We start from the raw sequence: 15,184 nt of genomic DNA on the forward strand, positions 1-15,184 counted from the left end.
AAGTAGCTTTTATGTTTCTTTGTTGCATGAAAACCGTGAAGGATGTATTTGAGCAATTTAAAATTGGCCTGGCAGACGTTTATGACCCGCAAGAGTCAGAAGCAATTATCTTATTAATTTTAAGCGACTTACTAAATACATCTAAAGCAAAATTAAAAGCATTTCCTGAAACTGAGATCGGTTTTCCGCAGGCGGAAAAGTTAACGTCCATCCTACAGGAATTAAAAACAGGCAAGCCCGTGCAATACATTTTAGGCCATACCGAATTTTACGGGTTAAACTTCAAAGTAAGCCCGGCGGTTTTAATTCCACGCCCTGAAACTGAGGAACTTGTGCAGTGGATAATTGAGACGGTTAAACAATCGGAATCGCCGGTTATTAACATCCTGGATATTGGTACCGGTAGCGGGTGTATACCTATTTCGCTAAAGCATAACTTATTAAATATAAATGCTTTTGGAATTGATATTTCTACCGATGCTTTAGAAATTGCCAAACAAAATGCTGAATCAAATAAAGCTAATGTTAATTTTATCGAGGCCGATATTTTAAACTTCCCGGGCGATATTGCCCTGCCCAAGTTTGATATTATTGTAAGCAATCCACCCTACGTAACGCTGGAAGACAAAAATAAAATGCACACCAATGTGACCGACTTTGAACCGCATACCGCCCTGTTCGTTCCCGAGGATGACCCGCTGATATTCTATAAAGTTATTGCTGATTTTGCTAAAACTAATCTTTCATCTAACGGGTTGATTTTCTTTGAGATAAACGAAAGTTTTGGGACTGAAACTATAGAATTATTGCGTGAAAGATCGTTCAGAAATATAGAGTTAAGGCAAGATATGTCAGGACGTGACCGGATGATAAAGGCTCAAATTTAGCATCATTCCGACTTTCAGTTTTTTAGCGCTTTTTATCCAAACTTGTGAATTTTTAACGATTTTTAGGTTTTATTAGCTGATTTTCAGCGAGGTATAAAAGTTGCGTTTTTAAAACTAACTCCTTGGATGAAATTCAATAATAGTACTGCGCAAAAATTCCCTGTCCAGGTGGGTATAAATTTCGGTAGTAGTAATACTTTCGTGGCCCAGCATTTCCTGCACCGCGCGCAGGTCGGCCCCTCCTTCTATCAGGTAAGTGGCAAACGAATGCCGGAATGTATGCGGACTAATTTGCTTTTTTAAGCCTATCTGAGCCGCTAACCTTTTAATGATGATAAATACCATTTCGCGGGTTAAATGCGCGCCCCTGCGGTTTAAAAACACGTAGTCCTCCTCGCCTTTCTTAATATCCAGGTGTACGCGGACTTGCTCAAGCCAAATTTTCAATGCTTTTTTGGCCTCGCCCCCAATGGGTACCAGCCGCTCCTTGCTGCCTTTGCCTGTCACCTTTACAAAATCAATATCCAAGTAAAGGTTTGATATCTTTAAGCCCGTCAGTTCCGATACCCGCAAACCGCAGCTAAACAACACTTCTAATATAGCCTTATTGCGTTGGCCTTCAGGTTTAGAAAGGTCAATGGCGGCAATCAGGTTGTCAATATCTACAATAGTTAGCACATCGGGCAGTTTACGACGTGTTTTGGGGGCTTCCAGCAGTTCGGATGGGTTAGTTTTAATCACATCCTCCATCATCAGGTATTTATAAAAGGTTTTGATACCTGAGATAATCCGCGCCTGCGATGTTGGTATCATCCCCAACTCGCTTACCCAAACAATAAATCCCCTTAGCTCGTTTAGTGTAATCGTATCTGGCTTTAGTTTAGGTTCCTGCATATCGCTATACTGGTACAGCTTTTCAATATCCCGCTCATAGGCCATAATAGAGTTTTCGGCTAATGATTTCTCCAGCTTCAGATACGATTTAAAACCTTTTATTGCCGACTGCCAGTCCAATTGATTTTTTATTTTTAAGTTTGATGTGATGAAGATACAAATTATAAATGGCCCCAATTTAAACCTGTTAGGGGTTAGAGAGAAGTCTATTTATGGCGATAGTGATTTCAACACTTACCTTACCGAACTAAAAAAACGCTTTCCCGGTCACGAAATTAGCTATTACCAAAGCAATGTAGAAGGCGAACTGATAAATAAACTGCACGAGGTTGGCTTTGAATATGATGGCATTGTAATGAACGCCGGCGCTTATACCCACACTTCGGTAGCCATTGCCGACGCCATTGCCGGCATTAACACCCCGGTGGTTGAAGTACACATCAGCAACGTTTACAAACGCGAGGAATTCCGACATGTATCTATGCTGGCAAAAAACTGTAAAGGAGTTATCGCCGGTTTCGGGTTGGATTCGTACAGGTTGGCTATTGAAAGTTTAACTGTTTAAGACAGCTACATTTGGCTAAAGTTGCGGATTACGGTTTGCCAGTCTTTACCAAAATCAACGGTTATCATCCGGCCTTGTGGCGATATGACGATTTTTGACGGATATCCCCTGATTTTATAATTGGTTTGCACCAAGCCATCGGACAGGAGAACTGGGATCGTAAACTTTGTTTCGTCAAGATATGCTTTAACGGCGTTTTCAGTATCGTTGCAAGCTATACTTAAAAAGTTCACGTTTGGGTAGTCACCAGCGGTTACAGCGTTACTAAACTTGTTTACCACCGGCATTTCTTCGCGGCAAGGGCCGCACCAGGTTCCCCAAAAATCAATCACCAGCCATTGATTTTTATAGTCGGTAAGATTGTGTTGTTTACCGTCTACCCCTTTCAGCGAAAAAGCGGGAGCAGTAACCCATTCGCTTATAATATGATCGTTAAAAAACTGTTTAAAATCCTTACCGGGAAACTTTTTCGCGTATAACGCCTGCATTTGTACAATCTGTTCGGGCATAGCATTTACATGCGCGGCAAATAATTTTAGCGCCTCAGCTTCATTACCCGCATTCAAAAGCTTATCAATAAACAGTTCGCGATAGCTTTCTTTGGTACCCAACATAAATCTGTCGTAGTTACTGGCATAAGCTTTTTCCGTGGGCGCAAGCGGCGAATATTTAGCAGCCGATGCGAGAAACCTGGTAGCATCCGGGTCACCAGCAGCGCTTTGATTGATGTACTTAAGGTAAAACGCCCCAGCCAATAAATTTTGATGCGCATACCTGTACGTATTTAAAGTGTCGGATGTATAACGTTCCAGCTTATTTATAGTAACATCAATTAACCGGTTAGCATCGGCTGTTTGCTTTGCACTTATCATCATTTTGTATACCAATAACGCGTATCGCCCACCGTTGCCGGCCAGCATATGCTTATCGTCCATCTTTTCAAATTCATGGGCTGTTTGGGTAAGAAACCCCGGGTCAATTTTATGTTGTTTAGCCATAGCCCACAAGTATAGCGGGGTTATTTTTCCAAGATAAACGGGGTCGGTATTGGTTTTAAATAAGGCCAGCAAATCATAACTTTGTTTTATCACGGCCGCATCTTTATTTCTACTATCTTCCCTAAAATACTGGGCAAAGGTGTGTTGCAGCCAGTCGTCAAAGGCATCAGTTTTATAAGCGTATTTACTTAATTCATAGGCCGCTGCAGCCCCTTCTTTATACAGTACGGAACTAAGCTTATTGTGCAACTGCGCCTGGTCACCTTCAAGGTATTTATTAGGCGTGGTTAATAAAATACTATCGTATAATTTATAGTAGCTTTCACTCCTAAGCGATTGTACTAATTGAAGCCTGTGCAAACGGTAATATTTATCACTCATAAAACGACTATCGGGCGCATTTACCAGCGCCAGTACTTTTTTCGGGTCGTTATTCATGCCTTTTTTATAGTAGTCGCTCCAGTAACTTAGTTTGCTGGCCATATTTATCCAGGCGGTATCAACGGGAGGGCGCACGCGCACCCCGGTTAATGCCATTGTTACCGTTGCATTGATAATAACATCTTTATTTTTAGCTGAAGCACCCTGCGCTTTTAACCTGGCGTATTGCTTACTTTCACTATTTTTTGTCAGACCGGTTTTTTTATCTATAAAAAATTCGCTGGTATGACTGTTGGTATCAGTAGCGGATGATGAGTGGACATGAATGGTGTTGGCACCTATATTACTTACTATCAGGGGAACTTTAACATCACTATTTTGCAAATTAGGACTACTCGTTTTTTTAGCCTCTGGCTGCTTAGGCGTATAAAACAAAGTATTCAGTGCCCCTGTGTATTCCGTATTAATATTGTTTAGCAACATTTTTCCTGTATCATCCTTGATATGCCATTTTTCCAGGCTCTCCTGCATCTTTTGCTGCAAACCATCGGTGGCTAATACCTTGCCGGCCGGACTAACAGTAAGTGTAAAAGGTTGATTTAGCACAGCAAGTACCTGTAACACATTGGAATAAGAGAAATTGGCGTTACGTATAGAATCGGTATTTAAAATAATGGTTCCTTTTTGCCCGTCGTAATAAATCACACGTACTATTTTACCCTCCAGCAAATTGTTGCCATCCTTATCTTTGCCTAAACTTTTAAATGCGTAGGTGTATAATTCGTTCCTCTTATATGTACCAGTTTCTTTGATATGCTTGGTTATCTCAAACGCTTTCCCTGCGGGGATATCAAGTTTTTGGGCGCCTGCACTAAAAGCAAGGCAAAGTAAGAGGGTGATAATACTGTAAGGTTTCATTATTCGGTTTAGTTATTCTATAAACTTAATACATTTTTACCTTACCACAAACTAAATTGCGGCCTTTTTTAAAACGTTTTATGTATTTTTACGTTAAGCCTTCGCCCTATGAAAACTATTTCAATCAAGAGTCATTCATTTAAATTCCTGGTAGCCTTATGGGCGATAGTATTTGCGGGCACTGCACAACAGGCTTACGCGCAGGATAAGCAGGCTAAACCCCCAATATCAAAAAGGGAATCCGCAAGGCGCTCCATGCATTCGCGCGATTCATTGTTGCGTGCCTTAAACAAAACAGATACTTCTATCAATAGCCTTTTACAGCGGGTGGAACAATATACCACCACTTTCAATCAAATTAATAACAATTTATCCGAAGGTTTAGATACGGCAGACATTAGCCAGCAGCTACCATCGGTGGTGAGAAGGCTTAACCGTATGGATAGCCTGGCCAAAACCCATAAATCAAGCACACTGCGTTACCTGTTTGTTTTAAGGGATAATTTAGACCGCACACAGGGCAAGCTGGAAGACTGGCAATCGCAACTGGGAGATATTGATTCGGGGCTTGTTCATAATCAAAAAGACCTGATCAGGTTTTTTAAAGATACCACGCTTAGGGCTGCACCTACCGATAGTACACTACGGCGCACCTATTTTAACCAGTTACAATCCGTAAGACACTTGTGGCGTAAAACTGATTCGCTTAACCGGACGGCTTTATTAAAGGTAAATTTATTACAAAATGAAATAGCCGTAGCTTATAACCGCATACTTGACCAAACAGACCAGATCGATTTAAAAATTAAACGATTTGCCATAAAAGCGATCTCGGGCGAATCGGACTATATCTGGAATACCGGCCTGGCTTATAACGACTTTAAAGCGGCGCTTTCGAGCACTATAAAACTGAACAGGATACTGCTTAATTATTTTAACAGGAACGAAAAACTGACAAACCTGGTTGGTGTGGTCTTTTTAATACTGGTGTTTATATGGGTATTTTATAACCGAATTAAAACATTTAAAAATAACGACAACCCTGTAGCTATATTTGAACGAGCGGGGTACATTTATAAAGACCCTATCATTTCATCGTTACTGATAGGCACCGCTATAATACCTTATTTCTACACCCATCCGCCTGTTGTTTGCCTCGAGGCAATGTTCCTCATTTCAATAATTGTCTCGTTACTGCTCACCCGGAAAGAGCATCCAAAAACATATTATTTCTTATTTCAATTATTTTGGATAACCATTGTTTATGGCGCAAGTAACTTGTTTATTCAAATATCAAATATAGACAGGTATACGGTGCTGATACTTAGCATTGTTTCAATTATTATAGGTTACTTATTTTTAAAGAAATGCCAAAAAGACCCTGAAGGGCATTTGCCAAATACCTGCTTGGTTTTAAAAGTTTTTATAGGCCTACAGTTGTTATCGCTGTTGCTTAATATTAGCGGCAGATTTAGCCTGGCTAAAATAATTGGGGTTACCGCCGTGTTTAACTTATGGCTGCTGGTAATTTTTTATCTTGTTGTTCAAATTATACTACAGGGCCTTTATTTGCAATTCCAAACTAAAAAGGATGCCAACAGTATTATTAATTGGATAGATTTTACCCTTGTTGAAAAGAAGTTTAAATCCATACTGGTTACTGTTGCTGCATTATTGTGGGGATTTACGTTGCTGCAAAACCTTAATGTTGATGATTGGGCTAACGATAATGTGCACGATCTGCTAAGCGAATCCCGTACGGTTGGCGGCGCCTCCTTCACTTTTCGTGGCTTTTTAATATTTATAGCGGTTATTTGGCTGTCATCTGTCATATCACGCATCATAAGTTATTTTTATGATGTTTCTGCCCAGCGGGTTACCGATCTTTCTGTACTGAAGAAAAAAAACCGTACTTCGGCGCTGCTGATCAGGCTGGGTGTATTCTCAGCCGGTTTCCTTTTAGCGGTCGCGGCATCGGGTTTTCCTTTAGAAAAACTGACCATTATTATCAGCGCATTTGGTATAGGTATAGGCTTTGGTTTACAAAACATTGTAAATAACCTGGTATCGGGTTTGATACTGGCATTTGAAAAACCTATCCAGATAGGCGATATTATTGAAGTAGGCAACCGGTCGGGTACCATGAAGGAGATTGGCGTACGGTCGAGCAAGTTATTGACCAGTGATGGTTCGGAAGTAATTATCCCCAACGGCGACCTGATATCCCAACATGTAGTTAACTGGACGCTTAGTAACAGCAACCGCCGTATTGAACTGATGATAGCCACGGCTTACGGAGCGGATATTAATCATACTAAAGACCTGCTGAAAAACATGCTGAGCAACCGGGAAGATATTATGACATCGCCGGCCCCCTCTGTATTTTTAAGCGGTGTAAGCGAAACCTCGGTTGATTTTAAGATCTTCTTTTGGGCAGCCGATATTACTACCACGAATGCATTAAAAAGCACTGTGCTGGCCGATATTTATGATATGCTGCCGCGCGAAAATGTTGCAATACCATCTGCCAGGAAAGACCTATACCTGCATTTCCCTGAAGGGATGCCGGTTGTTGGTGGAGATGAGAAGGGTGAGGCTAAATAGAACCAACGCGTCATGTTGAGCAGCAGCGAAACATCCCCGGCACGCATAGTCAGCCCTGCATATCGGTGATCCTTCGTTACACTCAGGATGACGTAAAGAATGTTTACTTGTAAAAATCCTCGCCCCCTAAATCGCTGAAATGCCGTTTTTTCTTAATGAAGAACTCCCATACAATGCTGTGTTTATACATGCGTTTTAGGGTGGTATGGTGCGCCTTTGGCGATTTGGCTACCGACTTTTCAGATTTAAACAACATCCGCACAAAACTTTGATGCGCACGGCTGATAGCCCAGGCGTCTTTGCGTTTACCTTCATTCAAAAACCTGAAAATAGCCAGCAAATCCAGTAAAAAGCGCAGGCAAATAGTAAATAATGCCCGGCCAAACGACAGGTTCTTTTTAAGTAACAATAAGTTATTACGGAAATTAAGATAAGTTTTAAAAGGGTTTTCCTTATCAAGCGTGCCGCCCCCTACATGGTAAACTACCGATTCGGCACAGTACATAATTTTGTAATCAAGGTTTTTTAAACGCCAGCACAGGTCAATTTCTTCCATGTGGGCAAAAAAACGTTCATCAAAACCGCCGGTTAAGTCCCAACACTTCTTTTTAATAAACAAGGCTGCACCTGTAGCCCAAAACACCTCGCCTGATTGATCGTATTGGCCTTTATCCTCTTCTATCTCATAAAATATCCGTCCGCGGCAAAATGGATAGCCATAACTGTCAATAAAGCCCCCCGCCGCTCCCGCGTGTTCAAAATGGGTTGGCTGATGGTACGCCTTAATTTTTGGCGCAGCCGCGGCCACTTGTTCATCGCTTTCCATCAATGAAATTACAGGCGCTATCCAGTTAGGCGTAACTTCAATATCGGAGTTTAGCAGGATAAAGTAATCGGCTTCAACCTGGTTCAGTACGCGGTTATAGCCTCCGGTAAAACCGTAATTATTATCATTTTGAATAATTTTAATATCCGGATATCTGCTTTTAAGAAAAAGTACAGAATCATCGGTGCTGGCATTATCGCCTACAACAACTTCAAGGTTAGGCCATTCGCTTGCCATTACCGACGGCAAAAACTGGCTGAGATGTTTTAAGCCATTCCAGTTTAAAATAACAATTGCTACTTTAGGTATATTACTCATTTATGCGTTTCTCGGCTTAAATTTCCATCTTTTGTGGCTCCATAACCAGTATTGCGGTATTTCTCTTATTGTTTTTTCAAGATGGGCAACATGCATGTTAGTGATCTCGTATTCGGCTGTGTTTTTTGGATCAAGCGTTAGCGGAATAAAATTATAAGTATAGTATCCCCTTTCAATACATTTAATATCACAAAATACCACAGCCGAATTTAAAGTTTTTGCAAGTTTTTCTACACCCAAAAAAATTGCCGTAGGCTGATTTAAAAAATTGGTAAAGTACTGTACGGATTCCTGCACTGGCGTTTGATCTGAAAGCAAGACTGTAAAACTGCGTTTATCTTTTATTCTTACCAGTTTGCGTAATATATCTTTCATGGCCACGGTTTCGGCACCAAACTTTGAGCGGGACTTGTTAAATAATTGATCAAACACCTGGTTAGCCAACGGTTTATAAACTACAATCCGTTCTTCTTCCGTCATCATACTACAACTTAGCGCCGCGAACTCCCAATTGCCATAATGCCCGGCTACACCCAAAATGCTTTTTCCCTGCGCAAAAATATCGGCCACTAACTGGTTGGTATGTATGGTGGCGGGCAGCATGCGCCGCATTACTTCTTTCCTGGATATGCTAAGGGTTTTAATAGTTTCCACTATCAGGTCGCACAGGTAACGGTAATATTTTTTTTCTATGATCTGACGCTCTATCGTTGTTTTTTCAGGAAAAGAATTTGCCAGGTTTTCGCGCACTACCCCCCTGCGGTAGCCAATAATGCGATACAAAATCACATACAATACATCAGAAATTGTGTATAATATCCAAAAGGGCAATAAGGAGATGAGGTACAAAAAGAATACGCCTATTCTTGAAAGCCCTTTTATTATCATTATTTTCGGCGGAATTTTAATTGCAAACATAAAAATTTATGACGGATAAAGGCGCTGTTTTTCCAATGTTTTATCTCCCCCCTGTTGAATACTTTGCTTGTTTAAATCAGCATAAGCAAAATATCCTGATAGAGAAAGAAGAACACCTGATAAAACAAACGTATCGTAACCGGGCCAATATCTATTCACCCGATGGCTTGCTTACCCTTGTGGTGCCGGTAATTAAGGGTTCAAAAGTGCACACCAAAATGCGCGATGTGCGTATCAGTTATGATTTTCGCTGGCAGCGATTGCATTGGATGAGCCTGCAGGCCTGTTATCGCCGGTCGGCTTACTTTGAATATTATGAGGATGACTTTGCCCGTTTTTACGAGGATAAGTTTGAGTTTCTTTTTGACTATAATGAGGTTTTATTACGCATGCTGTTAGGTATGGCCAAAATAAAAGTCGATATTACATTTACAGATGAGTACCAGCCGGCTTACCCCGACCGCGCTGATTACCGTTTAAGTTTCAATGCTAAAAAAGAAAGCGGCTTTGAACAAAAGTCTTACTTCCAGGTTTTTGAAGAGCGACAAGGCTTTTTAAAGAACCTGAGCATTGTTGACCTGCTGTTTAACCAGGGGCCGCAAACCATAAATTACCTGTAATGGATAGTAAAAGAAAACCCCGCATTAAATTAACGCTTAAAAAACGACTGGGCAATGTAGGCGATAGCCCCGGTATGATCCATATTGCCGAGGATGCCATGAAGCCCCAGATCAATATCTTTTCGTATAACGAGAAGGAATTGGTAACCTCGAAAGGAACTAATATTGATGTGATACTGGAACAGTTTAAAACTTGCGATAAGCATTATCACTGGATACAGATAAACGGGCTGGGCGATAAAAAACTGATAGAATCCATTGGCGAACACCTGAAGATCAACCCGCTGGTTTTAGAAGATATTACCAGCAGCCATCAAAGGCCAAAGTTTGAGGAATATGACGATTATGTTTTCGCGGTAAGCCGGATTATGCGCCTTAACGGCGATAACGAACTTGAAAATACTCAATTTTCAGCCATTGTAAAAAAGCATCTTATCATTAGTTTTGAGGAAGACCACGAAGAACGCTTTGAAGCTGTAAAAGCCCGTTTAAAAGGCGGCAAAGGCGCTATCCGTACCGCGGGCCCGGGCTATATGTGCTATGCCTTAACCGATACTATCATCGATCAGTATTTTGTGATACTGGCCTGTATTGGTGATAATTTGGATGGTGTGGAAGATCAGCTATACCTAAAGGCCGATAAAAGCATTATGTATAATGCCCAGCACCTTAAGCGGTCGCTTATTGTAATGCGGCGTGCCAGCTGGCCCGAACGCGATAAGGTAAACGATATGATCCGCACGGACAGTCCGCTGATAACCGCCGAAGTTAAGACCTTCCTGCGCGATGCTTACGACCACTGCATCCAGATTATGGACTTGATAGAAAGTTACAAGGAAATTACCTCCAGTATTATCGATCTGTACCTGTCTATGGTAAGCAACCGCATGAATGAAATTATGAAGGTGCTGACAATTATCTCGGTTATATTTATTCCGTTGACTTTCATCGCCGGTATTTATGGCATGAACTTTTCCCGCATCGGTGCCGATGGTAAAACTGTCATTCCCGATAACATGCCCGAACTTTACTGGAACCATGGCTACGTTTATGCCTGGGCATTAATGCTGTTAATTGCAGGTGTGCAGTTGTATATATTTTGGAAAAAGGGTTGGTTTAACAGGTTGTAAGAGCCCCTCCCAAACCCTCCCCGGAAGGGGGCTATATAAACAATAAAAGCGCCTCTTATAAAGGCGCTTTTATTTAAGAACCCTCTCCTCCGGAGAGGGCAGGGTGAGGCCCATTTCTTACTTCTGATACTCAGGTTTTAAATAACTTTTCATCGCCTTGCGCATCTTCATCACCTTAGGTTCAGAAACCGATACGATATACGCCCTGTCGGGATGCTCTTTATAATATCCCTGGTGATAATTCTCGGCCGCATAAAATGTTTTGAAAGGTACAATTTGAGTTACAACCGGGCTGCTGTAATGCTTAGAGGCATTCACTTCCTTAACGGCATCTTCTAATATCTTCTTTTCCTCGGGTGTGCGATAAAAGGCTACCGAACGGTAACTAGCGCCTTCATCGGGCCCCTGCCTGTTCAAGGTAGTAGGGTCGTGAAAGCTAAAGAACGCCTTAACCAAAGTTTCATAACTGATCACCTTGGGGTCATAGTAAACCTGTGCAGACTCGGCATGTCCGGTAGTTTCGGTACAAACTTCCTCGTAAGTTGGGTTTGCAGTTTTCCCGCCGGCATAACCAGCCACCACCTTGTTCACGCCCTTCAATTCAGAAAACACTTCGCTACTGGCCCAAAAACAACCGCCTGCAAAGGTGGCTACCGCTTCGCCGGGGGCTGGTTTAGGTAACCTGGCCATATCCATATCACCGCGTTTGTTTTGCGCGTTGGCGCAGCCTATAAACAGGACAGCCAACAGGTATATACTTAATTTTTTCATTTATTTTTTATTGTTTAGTAGTATTTACGTTGAATTCCTTACAACGGTTGGTCATCACAATATCATTCTATTTTTTTAGACATCCTCTACCTGCATTTTCACCGTGTCAAAGCCACGGACGATCAACCGGTTATCACTATCTTTATTAAAATAGTTAATGGCCCAGCTAAAAAACACGATCAGCTTATTACTAAAACCCGCAAGGGATAATAAATGGACAAACATCCATAACAACCAGGCAAAAAAGCCCTGAAAATGCAACCGGCCAATATCTGCTACCGCCCTGTTACGGCCTACAGTTGCCATGGTACCTTTATCAAAATATTTAAAGGGCACAGCCGCTTCGCCCTTAATTATTCTTAACAGGTTTTTTGCCAGGTGTTTACCTTGTTGCATAGCTACCGGCGCTACGCCGGGCAAGCCTTCGGGCAACTCCGGTGTAATCATCGCGGCTACATCGCCTATAGCAAATATATTGTGGTAGCCATCTACCCTGCTAATGTCATCCGTTTTTACGCGGGTACCACGTGTAAGGGGGGCTAAAGTCATCCCTTCCGGCACTTCTCCCCTTACCCCTGCTGCCCAGAAAACATTGCGTGTTTTCATTACGGTACCGTCATCAATAGTAAGGGTCAAGCCGTCGTAATGCTCCACATGGACGCTATTTTTAACCACAACGCCCCTATCAATTAAAAACTGTTTTGCTTTGCAGGATGCCCCTTCAGACATGGCGGCCAGCAATTCGGGTTTACCCTCGGCCAGCAAAACTTTCATATCATCTAAACACAAACCAGGATAATCCTTGCATAAAATATGCATCCTCATTTCGGCCAAAGCGCCGGATAGTTCAACCCCTGTTGGGCCGCCACCTACCACCACAAAGGTTAATAGGGCTTGTCTTTCTTCCTTGTCGGTAGTTATTAGCGCCTTTTCAAGGTTTTGCAGGATAAGGGCCCGCAGGTTCAGCGCTTCGGGCAGGTTTTTCATAGGCATCGCATGGTGTTCAATTTCCTCACTTCCGAAAAAATTGGTATTAGCACCGGTTGCAACTACCAGGTAATCGTATTTAATGTCCCCGATATTCGTATGCAGCGTGTTGGCTTCCGGATTTATTTTTTGTACCGCGGCCATCAGAAAAGTGAAATTCTTTTGCCCGGCAAAAATGCGACGTACGGGGAAAGCGATAGAATCACCCTCTAAAGCGCCCATAGCCACCTGGTAAAGCAATGGCTGAAAGGTGTGATAGTTATGTTTATCCAGCAAAACAACTTCAACTGGTGTGTTTTTAAGATTTTTTGCTACTTGTATACCGCCAAACCCTGCCCCTATTATTACAATGCGGGGCACGCCGGCAGTGGTATTTAAAAGATCCATATGTAGTGTATAACGGCCAGGGCCGCAGCTGCTTTTGTAACAAACAAGCAGATATAGCCCGCTTATGTTTTCAATAATACCAAATTTCGGGAGATTTCTTAAGGATTTAGTACTTTTAGCATTGATTTACATTAAAATGAAATTCCAATACCCCTTATTTATCCTGCTTTTTTTAACTATTGCGTCTAAAGCCCAGATACGAAATGTAAACAGCCAGACCGACGGCAAATATGTACATGTTAACGGCGCCAAACTTTGGGTGGTAACCGTTGGCGAAGGCGATCCTATTATATTTATTGCCGGTGGCCCGGGAAACTCGCACCTTGGCCTGCGCAGTTTCGATCCGCTGGCACAAAACCATCATCAACTGATTTATTTTGACGCCTTTGGCCGTGGAAAGTCGGACACCGCGGCTTTGGTAAGTGAATATACCCTGGCGCGTGATATTGAGGACATTGAGGGGTTGCGTAAAGCACTTAAATTAGACAAGATCAGCGTTTTGGGCCACTCATACGGTGGTGTAGTGGCACAGGGTTACGCGGTTAAATACCCCCAGCACCTGAGTCACTTAATATTGGCTAATACCTTTCACAGTTTTGTAATGTGGCAGGAGAATGATGATAATTCAAACCACGAGATAAAGACCAACTATCCCGAAGTTTGGAACGAACTAATGAAGATCAGGGAAAAAGGCGCGGTTTCCAGCGATGCCAAACACCAGGAGATCTATAGCCGCGTTCCTTACGGCTTTTTATATGCCTATAACCCGGCCAGGTTTGAAGGCAAAGGAGGCGATGATTACCCTAATCTCAACAACACCAAATTATACTACCAGATGGTAGGTAAAGACGGCGACTTTATAGTAGGTGGCGATATCGGCACTTTCGATTACCGTAAGCAATTAAAAGACCTGAAAATGCCAGTACTAATTATAGGCGGGCGTTATGACCGTGTAGCCGTGCCCTGGATGATGGTAAAGTTTAAACAATATTGCCCGCAAGCCGAATTTGTGATGTTTGAGCACTCGGGCCATAACCCGCAGGTGGAAGAACCTAACCGCGAGTTTTCGGTTATTAATGCTTTTTTGGCGAGATAGCAGGGCAATACTCTACTAAATCAGTAGAATTTTAAGTTTTAAACTGATTTTTTGCGGTGGTTTCCCTATTTTCGCAGCAATTAGTAATTATGCAATCGCTGTACATCATAAAAATTGGCGGAAACGTTATAGATAATTCTGAAAGCCTGCACAAGTTTTTGGAAGACTTTACTGCGCTTAAAGGTTACAAGATATTAGTTCATGGCGGTGGCAAAGTAGCTACACAACTATCTGAAACTTTAGGCATTGAAGCCAAACTGGTAGATGGCAGGCGTATAACGGATATTGAAACCCTGCGCGTGGTTACCATGGTTTACGGTGGTTTGATCAATAAAAACATTGTGGCACAGTTACAACGCTATGGCAGTAATGCTATTGGCTTAACCGGTGCCGATGGTAACCTGATAAAAGCTAAAAAACGTCCCATAAAAACAATTGATTATGGCTTTGTGGGCGATTTGGATGATAATTCGGTTAATGCTAACGGTATCAGCAGCTTGCTGGAAGCCGGCTTCACCCCTGTTTTTAGCGCACTGACACATGATGGCGACGGGCAATTGCTGAACACTAACGCCGATACTATAGCATCAGCCCTGGCGGTTGCTATGTCGGGTTTATATAGTACCACACTGATCTATTGCTTTGAAAAGAAAGGCGTATTGCAGGATATTGATGATGAGGATTCATTGATACGTGATATTAATCCGGAGCGTTATGATGAACTGAAGGCAGCCGGGATAATCCACAGTGGCATGCTGCCTAAGCTGGATAATGCCTTTAGTGCCATTGATTTTGGTGTACAGGCAGTAATTATCGGTCATGCTAATGATTTGAACAAACTAAATGATGAAGCTTCATTTGGTACACGATTAAGTAAATAAACC

The 15,184-nt window shown here is 42.1% G+C and carries 13 protein-coding genes; 7 read left to right on the plus strand and 6 right to left on the minus strand.

Annotation, left to right across the window (positions count from 1 at the left end; all coding sequences use genetic code 11):
* The first annotated feature begins 26 nt into the window (after positions 1–26).
* A complete protein-coding gene (prmC, locus tag IRJ18_RS09280; protein WP_194105901.1) occupies positions 27–887 on the plus strand; it encodes a peptide chain release factor N(5)-glutamine methyltransferase in 861 nt (286 codons plus the stop codon).
* Between the two features lie 114 nt (positions 888–1,001).
* On the opposite strand, the gene xerD is transcribed toward prmC, so the two are convergent.
* Positions 1,002–1,901, minus strand: a complete 900-nt coding sequence (gene xerD / locus IRJ18_RS09285) for a site-specific tyrosine recombinase XerD (protein ID WP_194105902.1) — start codon at positions 1,899–1,901, stop codon at positions 1,002–1,004.
* Positions 1,902–1,929: 28 nt separating this feature from the next.
* On the opposite strand from xerD, the gene aroQ reads away from it, so the two are divergent.
* Positions 1,930–2,346: a type II 3-dehydroquinate dehydratase gene (aroQ, locus tag IRJ18_RS09290; protein ID WP_228072663.1), complete on the plus strand. Its 417-nt coding sequence runs from the start codon at positions 1,930–1,932 to the stop codon at positions 2,344–2,346.
* 5 nt (positions 2,347–2,351) lie between these two features.
* Here the strand turns inward: aroQ and IRJ18_RS09295 are convergent, their stop codons facing one another.
* Positions 2,352–4,643, minus strand: coding sequence for a TlpA family protein disulfide reductase (locus IRJ18_RS09295; protein ID WP_194105904.1), 2,292 nt, complete (start codon positions 4,641–4,643; stop codon positions 2,352–2,354).
* 108 nt (positions 4,644–4,751) lie between these two features.
* Between IRJ18_RS09295 and IRJ18_RS09300 the strand changes: the two genes are divergently transcribed.
* Positions 4,752–7,247: a mechanosensitive ion channel family protein gene (locus IRJ18_RS09300; RefSeq protein WP_194105905.1), complete on the plus strand. Its 2,496-nt coding sequence runs from the start codon at positions 4,752–4,754 to the stop codon at positions 7,245–7,247.
* Positions 7,248–7,350: 103 nt separating this feature from the next.
* Here the strand turns inward: IRJ18_RS09300 and IRJ18_RS09305 are convergent, their stop codons facing one another.
* Together IRJ18_RS09305 and IRJ18_RS09310 are read right to left on the minus strand one after the other, a co-directional pair.
* Positions 7,351–8,391 (minus strand): glycosyltransferase family 2 protein, encoded by a 1,041-nt coding sequence (locus IRJ18_RS09305; RefSeq protein WP_194105906.1) that lies wholly within the window; start codon positions 8,389–8,391, stop codon positions 7,351–7,353.
* Complete coding sequence (locus IRJ18_RS09310) at positions 8,392–9,279, minus strand: lysophospholipid acyltransferase family protein (protein ID WP_194105907.1); 888 nt, start codon at positions 9,277–9,279, stop codon at positions 8,392–8,394.
* Between the two features lie 38 nt (positions 9,280–9,317).
* Here IRJ18_RS09310 and IRJ18_RS09315 point away from each other — a divergent pair, with 38 nt between their 5' ends.
* Together IRJ18_RS09315 and corA are read left to right on the plus strand one after the other, a co-directional pair.
* Positions 9,318–9,929 (plus strand): WbqC family protein, encoded by a 612-nt coding sequence (locus IRJ18_RS09315; RefSeq protein WP_194105908.1) that lies wholly within the window; start codon positions 9,318–9,320, stop codon positions 9,927–9,929.
* Positions 9,929–11,059 (plus strand): magnesium/cobalt transporter CorA, encoded by a 1,131-nt coding sequence (corA, locus tag IRJ18_RS09320; protein WP_194105909.1) that lies wholly within the window; start codon positions 9,929–9,931, stop codon positions 11,057–11,059. The genes IRJ18_RS09315 and corA overlap by 1 nt, the downstream gene beginning before the upstream one ends.
* Positions 11,060–11,176: 117 nt before the next feature.
* Here the strand turns inward: corA and msrA are convergent, their stop codons facing one another.
* Entirely contained in the window at positions 11,177–11,830 is a 654-nt protein-coding gene (gene msrA / locus IRJ18_RS09325) for a peptide-methionine (S)-S-oxide reductase MsrA (RefSeq protein WP_194105910.1), read from the minus strand.
* A 75-nt stretch (positions 11,831–11,905) separates the two neighbouring features.
* On the minus strand, positions 11,906–13,204 hold the full coding sequence (locus IRJ18_RS09330) for an NAD(P)/FAD-dependent oxidoreductase (RefSeq protein ID WP_194105911.1): 1,299 nt from the start codon (positions 13,202–13,204) through the stop codon (positions 11,906–11,908).
* Between the two features lie 136 nt (positions 13,205–13,340).
* Between IRJ18_RS09330 and IRJ18_RS09335 the strand changes: the two genes are divergently transcribed.
* Together IRJ18_RS09335 and argB are read left to right on the plus strand one after the other, a co-directional pair.
* Complete coding sequence (locus IRJ18_RS09335) at positions 13,341–14,300, plus strand: alpha/beta fold hydrolase (protein WP_194105912.1); 960 nt, start codon at positions 13,341–13,343, stop codon at positions 14,298–14,300.
* Between the two features lie 89 nt (positions 14,301–14,389).
* Entirely contained in the window at positions 14,390–15,181 is a 792-nt protein-coding gene (gene argB, locus IRJ18_RS09340; protein WP_194105913.1) for an acetylglutamate kinase, read from the plus strand.
* The last annotated feature ends 3 nt before the right edge of the window (positions 15,182–15,184 follow it).

The organism is Mucilaginibacter boryungensis (assembly GCF_015221995.1).
Lineage (GTDB): Bacteria > Bacteroidota > Bacteroidia > Sphingobacteriales > Sphingobacteriaceae > Mucilaginibacter > Mucilaginibacter boryungensis.

Coding starts and splice junctions, on each gene's coding strand:
- IRJ18_RS09330 (WP_194105911.1), bottom strand. CDS start 13,204: ATGGATCTTTTAAATACCACTGCCGGCGTGCCCCGCATTGTAATAATA.
- IRJ18_RS09315 (WP_194105908.1), top strand. CDS start 9,318: ATGACGGATAAAGGCGCTGTTTTTCCAATGTTTTATCTCCCCCCTGTT.
- msrA (WP_194105910.1), bottom strand. CDS start 11,830: ATGAAAAAATTAAGTATATACCTGTTGGCTGTCCTGTTTATAGGCTGC.
- prmC (WP_194105901.1), top strand. CDS start 27: ATGAAAACCGTGAAGGATGTATTTGAGCAATTTAAAATTGGCCTGGCA.
- IRJ18_RS09335 (WP_194105912.1), top strand. CDS start 13,341: ATGAAATTCCAATACCCCTTATTTATCCTGCTTTTTTTAACTATTGCG.
- aroQ (WP_228072663.1), top strand. CDS start 1,930: ATGAAGATACAAATTATAAATGGCCCCAATTTAAACCTGTTAGGGGTT.
- IRJ18_RS09310 (WP_194105907.1), bottom strand. CDS start 9,279: ATGATAATAAAAGGGCTTTCAAGAATAGGCGTATTCTTTTTGTACCTC.
- argB (WP_194105913.1), top strand. CDS start 14,390: ATGCAATCGCTGTACATCATAAAAATTGGCGGAAACGTTATAGATAAT.
- IRJ18_RS09300 (WP_194105905.1), top strand. CDS start 4,752: ATGAAAACTATTTCAATCAAGAGTCATTCATTTAAATTCCTGGTAGCC.
- corA (WP_194105909.1), top strand. CDS start 9,929: ATGGATAGTAAAAGAAAACCCCGCATTAAATTAACGCTTAAAAAACGA.
- IRJ18_RS09305 (WP_194105906.1), bottom strand. CDS start 8,391: ATGAGTAATATACCTAAAGTAGCAATTGTTATTTTAAACTGGAATGGC.
- IRJ18_RS09295 (WP_194105904.1), bottom strand. CDS start 4,643: ATGAAACCTTACAGTATTATCACCCTCTTACTTTGCCTTGCTTTTAGT.